Here is a 6,668-nt window from a genome sequence, read left to right as displayed (position 1 = left end):
CTCTTTCTTTTTATTGTTGTTTGTGTGTTGTGTTTTTGTGTCTGATAACTGATGGTCCGGCTCTGTCGCCCCAATTGAGGCTGGCCCGGTCGGCAACCGCCGAGACCCCCCTCTCCTCCACTCCGAAGGGATAGCTCGATGCAGGTAACACGCCGCAGACGGCGTGCCGGGAAGGACCGGCGCGGCCTGCTCGGCCGGGGCGGTGGCCGCGGGCTGCGCATCGCGACGGCAGGTTCGACCACACTCGTCCTGGTCGCCACGGGCACCGGGATCGGTTTCGCCCAGACCCACCAGTTCGGCACCGAGAAGGTCGGCGATATCACCGACAAGGGCCAGGTCATCTCGTCCGACCAGTACATCGCCCCGTACGGACAGCGCCTGCTCATCACCAACGGCAAGATCATGTCGTCGTCGGTCAGCCCGGACGGCACCCATCTCGCCGCCTCGGTGACCGACGGCGGGCTCGCGTTGTCCATTGTGGACCTGAAAAGCTGGAAGGTGCAGCAGCTCGTCGGCAACTCGGCGTCGGCGAACCTGCGCATCAGCGGCAACGACGTCGGCCAGGAAGGCCCCACGTACTCGCCCGACGGTGCACAGCTGTGGCTGGGACAGACCGACGGCTACCGCAAGTTCACCGTGAACCCGGACGGCACGCTCGCCAACCCGGTCTTCGTCCCGATCCCGGCGGACGGCGCGAAGCACGCGCTGGTGGGCGAAGCGGTGTTCTCACCGGACGGTTCGACCGTGTACTCCGCGATCAACGGCCAGAACCGCGTGGTCGCGCTCGACGCCGCGACCGGGGTCGTCCGGCAGAGCTGGGCCGTCGGCAACGCCCCACGCGATCTGGCCAAGGTCGGCACGAAGCTCTACGTCAGCAACGAGGGCGGACGTCCGGCGAAGCCGGGCGAGGCCACGCTGAACTCCTATAACACCCCGGTCCCGGCCGACCCCGCGACCGGTGCCACCACCACCGGCACGGTCAGCGTCATCGACCTGGCGAACCCGGCCGCCACCGTCGCGAGCATCGACGTCGGCCTGCACCCGACCGCCCTGTACGCCAGGAACGGGGCGCTGTTCGTCACCAACACCGCCACCAACGACGTCTCGGTCATCGACACCGCCCGTGACAAGGTCGTCCAGACCATCGCCACCCAGCCGTGGCCGGAGGCGTCGGTCGGCTACGAGCCCGACGCGGTGGCGCTCACCGACGACGGTCATCTGCTGGTGACGCTCGGCCGCGCCAACGCTGTCGCCGTCTACCGGTACAAGAACCCGCTGGAGCCGGTCAGCTACGTCGGCCTGCTCCCGACCGACTACTTCCCCGCGGAGATCACCACGGCCGGAAACGACGTGCTGGTCTCCAACACCCGGGGCGTCGACGCCCGCCGCCCCACGAGCGCGGCCGGGCACGGCACCCACGACACGACGTCGAGCCTGCAGCGGTTCAAGCTGCCGGACGACCGCGTCATCAGGTCCGAGACCGGCAAGGTCTTCACCCAGAACGGCTGGCACGGCGGCTCGGTCTCGCTCACCGAGGGCAAGGGCGGCAAGAAACCGGTGCCGGTCCCCGGCAAACTCGGCGAGCCCTCGACGATCAACCACGTCTTCCTGGTCGTCAAGGAGAACCGCACCTACGACCAGGTCTTCGGGGACATCCCGAAGGGCAACGGCGACCCGAAGCTGGCGCAGTTCGGCGAGAACGTCACGCCGAACCAGCACGCCATGACCCGGCAGTTCGGGCTGTACGACAACACCTACGACATCGGCACGAACTCCGCCGAGGGACACAACTGGCTGATGCAGGCCGACAACCCGGAGTACACCGAGTCGTCGGCGGGCGAGTACAAACGCAGCTACGACACCGAGGACGACGCGCTCGGCCACCAGCGGAGCGGCTTCCTCTGGAGCGGCGCGCAGGCGGCGGGCAAGAGCGTCCGGGACTTCGGCGAGTTCCAGCAGTTCCTGACCAAGCCGCCCGGCGCGAGCTGGCAGAACCTGTACTGCGACACCAGGGACATGCGGTCCACCGGCAAGGACACCACCTATCCCCTGGTCTCCTCCTCGCCGATCCCGTCGCTCAACGACGTGTCGGTGCACGGGTTCCCGAAGTTCGACACCGATGTCCCGGACATCTACCGGTACGAGATCTGGAAACGGGACTTCGAGAAGAACGGGCCGGCGAACCTGAACATGTTCTGGCTCTCCAGCGACCACACCGGCGGCCCGCCGAACGCGGCCGCCCAGGTCGCGGACAACGATCTCGCGGTCGGCAGGATCGTGGACACGATCTCGCACAGCCCGTACTGGAAGGACTCCGCGATCTTCGTGGTCGAGGACGACTCCCAGGCCGGTCTCGACCACGTCGACGGCCATCGCGCCCCGATCCAGATCATCAGCCCGTGGGCCCGGCACGGCGTGGTCGACAGCCACTACTACTCGCAGATCACGATGATCCGGACCATCGAGCAGATCCTCGGAATCCACCCGATGAACCAGAAGGACAGCGCGGCCACCCCGATGCGCGGGGCGTTCACCCACGCACCCGACTTCACACCGTTCACCGCGCTGCCCAACCGGACGTCGCTGACCGCGGGCCTGAAAACCCCGCCGCCCTGCGGCGCAGACTCCCCCTCGCCACCGGATCCCGCGGCCGCCGCCGTGGCGCCGGACACCATACCGGCGGACAAGCAGCAGGTCGCGGCGCAGTGGGCGGAATGGCAGAAGCACCAGCGCCTGTCCGGGCCCGACGCCAAGGCCGACTACGCGAATCCCGCGCAGATGAACCACTTCACGTGGTACCAGACGCACGGGTGGACACAGCCGTACCCCGGTGAGGATCGGGTCCACGCACCGGAGCAGGTGCCCGGCGCCGCGATCCCGTCCCCGGACTCCGACGGCTGACCTTCCACGACACCGATGGGGTTCCTCGCCGACAGTGCGTCGGCCAGGAGCCCCATCGTGTCTTGTCCGAGAGTGCCGGTGGTGCCCTCCGCGGAGGTGGAGGGAACCGAGGGACGCCCTGGGTGCGTCCACCGCACCGAGGGACGCCCTGGGTGCATCCAACGCACCCAGGGACGCCCTCGTCGCAACGACCCGCCCCGCCGGGCCTCCCGCTGCGAGCCGTACCGAATGCCGTGAAGGCGTCCTTCACAGCACTGAGCGCACCGAAAGCTCCCTTCAGCACATTGGCGTCCACAAAGGACATAGCGACATCGGCGGGAACATCAAAAAGGAATTCACATTCTCCGAGATCATGGCGCCCGATCAGTAAATGTCGGAGATTTTCTCTCCACCCATTCTATGAACGCACGGTGCGGCATTCTTGGCTGGCTATTCACGCGAAGCTACCCCCTATTCACACGAACAGGCGCACAATTCCTCCCCGTCGGACCGGAACCCGGAAGCAGCACCGACCCGGCACGCAGAGTCCTATGTGGACAACAAAGGAGGAATTGTGCGAATCGGACGAATGGTGGGCGTGATCACCACGGCCGCGTTGACCGTCGCGGGTCTCCTCGCGGCACAGCCGACGGCTTCGGCCGCGGGTGTGCCCCGTCCCGACCACGTCGTCGTGGTGGTGATGGAGAACCATTCCTACAAAGAGATCGTCGGCAGCTCGTCGGCGCCGTACATCACTTCGCTGGCCAACGGCGGCGCGAACTTCTCCCAGTCGTTCGCGGTGACCCACCCCAGCGAGCCCAACTATCTCGCGCTGTTCTCGGGCTCGACGCAGGGCCTGACCGACGACTCCTGCCCGCACACCTATTCCTCGGCCAACCTCGGGTCCGAACTGATCGGCGCCGGCAACTCGTTCATCGGCTATTCCGAGAGCATGCCGTCCGACGGCTACACCGGCTGCACGAGCGGCCAGTACGCGCGCAAGCACAACCCGTGGGTGAACTTCACCAACGTTCCCGCGTCCGGCAATCTGCGGTTCAGCCGGTTCCCCACCGACTACACCACGCTGCCCAGCGTGTCGTTCGTGGTGCCGAACCTCTGCAACGACATGCACGACTGCAGCATCTCCACCGGTGACACCTGGGTGAAGAACAACATCGACGCCTACGCGCAGTGGGCCAAGACCCACAACAGCCTCCTGATCGTCACCTTCGACGAGGACGACCACAGCCAGAACAACCAGATCCCCACCATTTTCTCCGGCCAGCACGTGAAGACCGGGAAGTACACCGAGCACATCACCCACTACAACGTGCTGCGGACCCTCGAGGACGCCTACGGCCTCGCCTGCACCGGCTCGGCCTGTGGCGCCACCCCGATCACCGACAGCTGGCAGTAACCGGCATCCGGGTCCCGGCGGGCGGCCATCCCCCTCGCCGGGACCCGGCTCCCAGCCGGGCACGCGGCGCCGCCGGGCCCGCCAGAAGGTGTTCTTGTCGGTGGGCCCGGGTAGCGTCTCGCGGTGTGGACGCACGGGAACGCATTCAGGAACTCGCCGACAGGGTCGTCGCGCTGCGTGACGCCTACTACCGGGGCTCGCCGCTGGTGGCGGACGCGGAGTACGACGCGATCGAGGACGAGCTGCGGGGGCTGATCGAGGCGAACCCGGAGCTGGCGCCCGATCCGAACCCGCTCGAGCAAGTCGGCGCGCCCACGGTGCTGCACGCCCCGATCCGGCACTCGCGCCCGATGTTGTCGCTGGACAAGGCGACCCGGCCCGAGCAGGTCGCGGCGTTCTTCGACCGCTTTCCCGGTCAGCCGGTGGTGGTGATGCCGAAGCTGGACGGGCTGTCGCTGGCCCTGGTCTACGAGGACGGGCGGCTGGCACGGGCGGTCACCCGGGGAGACGGGACGACCGGCGACGACGTGACCATCCTGGTGCGGGCGCTCACCGACGGGGTGCCGGAGCGGGTCGACGCACCGGGCCGGGTCGAGGTACGGGGCGAGGCGGTCATGTTGCGGTCCACTTTCGCCGCGTACAACACCGCTCATCCGGACAAGCCACTGATCAACCCGCGCAACGCGGCGGCGGGCACCCTGCGGGCCAAGGATCCGGCCACCGTGGCCGAGCGGCGCCTGCGGTTCTTCGCCTTCGACCTGGACACCGACCCCGACAGCACGGACGCCGACCTCGGCAGCGCGCTGCAGGCGATCGGGTTCACCGCCGCGGACATGTGCCGCTGCGCCGACGCGGAGGCGGCGCAGGAGGTGATCGCGACGATCGAGCGGCAGCGCAACGAACTGGACTACGACCTCGACGGCGCCGTGCTGCGCCTGGCCGACCGGGACGCCTACGCCGCGGCCGGGACCAGGTCGAGTTCACCCCGGGGCGCGCTGGCTTACAAGTTCGCCGCCGAGGAGAAGACCACCGTGCTGGCCGACGTGGTCTGGGACGTCGGCAAGACGGGCAAGATCGCCCCGGTGGCCTGGCTGGAGCCGGTGTTCGTGGGCGGGACGACGGTCACCAGGGCGACGCTGGCCAACCAGGAGGTCATCCGCGCCAGGGACATCAAGATCGGCGACACGGTGCTGGTCCGCCGCGCGGGCGACGTGATCCCGTTCGTCGCCGGGGTGCTCGACGCGTCGAAACGCACCGGCGCGGAAAAGGAGATCGTGCCGCCCGCCACGTGTCCCTCGTGCGAGCAGCCGCTGACCGAACAGGGCAACAGCCGGGAACTGTTCTGCACCAACGTTTCCTGTCCCGCGCAGACCGTGCGGCGGCTGATCCACTGGGCGTCGCGGGCCGCCGCGGACATCGACGCCGTCGGCGGGGTCTGGATCGAACGGCTCGCCGAGGCCGGGCTGCTGGAGAACCCGTCGGACTTCTACCGGCTGACCAAGGAACGGCTGCTGGAGTTCGAGCGCATCGGCGAGGTCTCGGCCACGCGCATGATCGAGTCGATCGACGCGAGCCGCCGGGTCGGCCTGCGCCGGGCACTGATCGGGCTCGCGATCCCGATGGCCTCGGACGGCACCGCGGCCCGGCTGTGCCGCGCGGGATTCGGCTCGCTCGAGAAGGTCGCCGAAGCGGGCGTCGACGGCCTCGTGGCCGTGGAGGACATCGGGCCGAAGGTCGCCGCCTCCCTCGTCGAGCACCTCACCCGGCTGCGGCCCGAGCTGGAACGGCTGCGCGAGGCAGGCGTATCCCTGGACGTACGCGACGAGGACCTCCCGCCGGTCGTCGCGGCCGACGCGCCGCTGGCGGGCAAGACCGTGGTGATCACCGGCGCGATCAGCGACCCCCGCTCCGGCGAGAAGGTCGCGCGCCCGGTCTTCCAGCGGCTGTGCGAGAAGGCAGGCGCCGCGACCGCGTCGTCGGTCTCGGCCAATACCGACCTGCTCATCACCGGCGCCGGGGTCGGGGACAGCAAGCTCGCCAAGGCCGAGAAGCTCGGCGTCGAAGTCGTCGACCAGGGAGAGATCTGGCAACAGCTGATCGCGGCGGGTGTCGTCTGAACCGGTCGGCGCCGCCGTGCCCCGCGCGTCCGGTGCCGAAGGACGCCTTCGGGGCGCTCACCTCTCCGAGGGACGCCCTCGTCGCACCCAACGCACCCAGGGCGCCCCTCGGCACCCAGGCACGACCACGCCTCCACACCTCGGGTCCACAAAGGACAAAACCGCCCTGAATGTTAGCATTAGGGGGGGTGTAGCCCCGGATGTGTGAGTTTGTGGCATTAGGGGGGCCGGGGGGGGGGGGGGGGACGGTGCGG

General features: G+C 68.6%; 3 protein-coding genes. All 3 read left to right on the top strand.

Annotated elements, in window-relative coordinates; translation table 11 throughout:
- Window positions 1–138 precede the first annotated feature (138 nt).
- Window positions 139–2,901 (top strand): alkaline phosphatase family protein, encoded by a 2,763-nt coding sequence (locus ACFWY9_RS30010; protein ID WP_378340450.1) that lies wholly within the window; start codon window positions 139–141, stop codon window positions 2,899–2,901.
- Window positions 2,902–3,454: 553 nt separating this feature from the next.
- Window positions 3,455–4,297 carry an alkaline phosphatase family protein gene (locus tag ACFWY9_RS30005; RefSeq protein WP_378331594.1) on the top strand — a complete coding sequence of 281 codons (843 nt, stop codon included), beginning with the start codon at window positions 3,455–3,457 and terminating at the stop codon, window positions 4,295–4,297.
- 125 nt (window positions 4,298–4,422) lie between these two features.
- Window positions 4,423–6,414, top strand: a complete 1,992-nt coding sequence (gene ligA / locus ACFWY9_RS30000; protein ID WP_378340449.1) for an NAD-dependent DNA ligase LigA — start codon at window positions 4,423–4,425, stop codon at window positions 6,412–6,414.
- The last annotated feature ends 254 nt before the right edge of the window (window positions 6,415–6,668 follow it).

The organism is Amycolatopsis sp. NPDC059027, assembly GCF_042739735.1.
GTDB lineage: Bacteria > Actinomycetota > Actinomycetes > Mycobacteriales > Pseudonocardiaceae > Amycolatopsis.
Note: the sequence above shows the minus strand (reverse complement) of the source record. Positions and strands in the feature narration are given on the sequence as shown.

Bases quoted from the DNA above. Each gene is read 5' to 3' on its own strand.
- ACFWY9_RS30010 (WP_378340450.1), top strand. From the start codon at position 139: ATGCAGGTAACACGCCGCAGACGGCGTGCCGGGAAGGACCGGCGCGGC.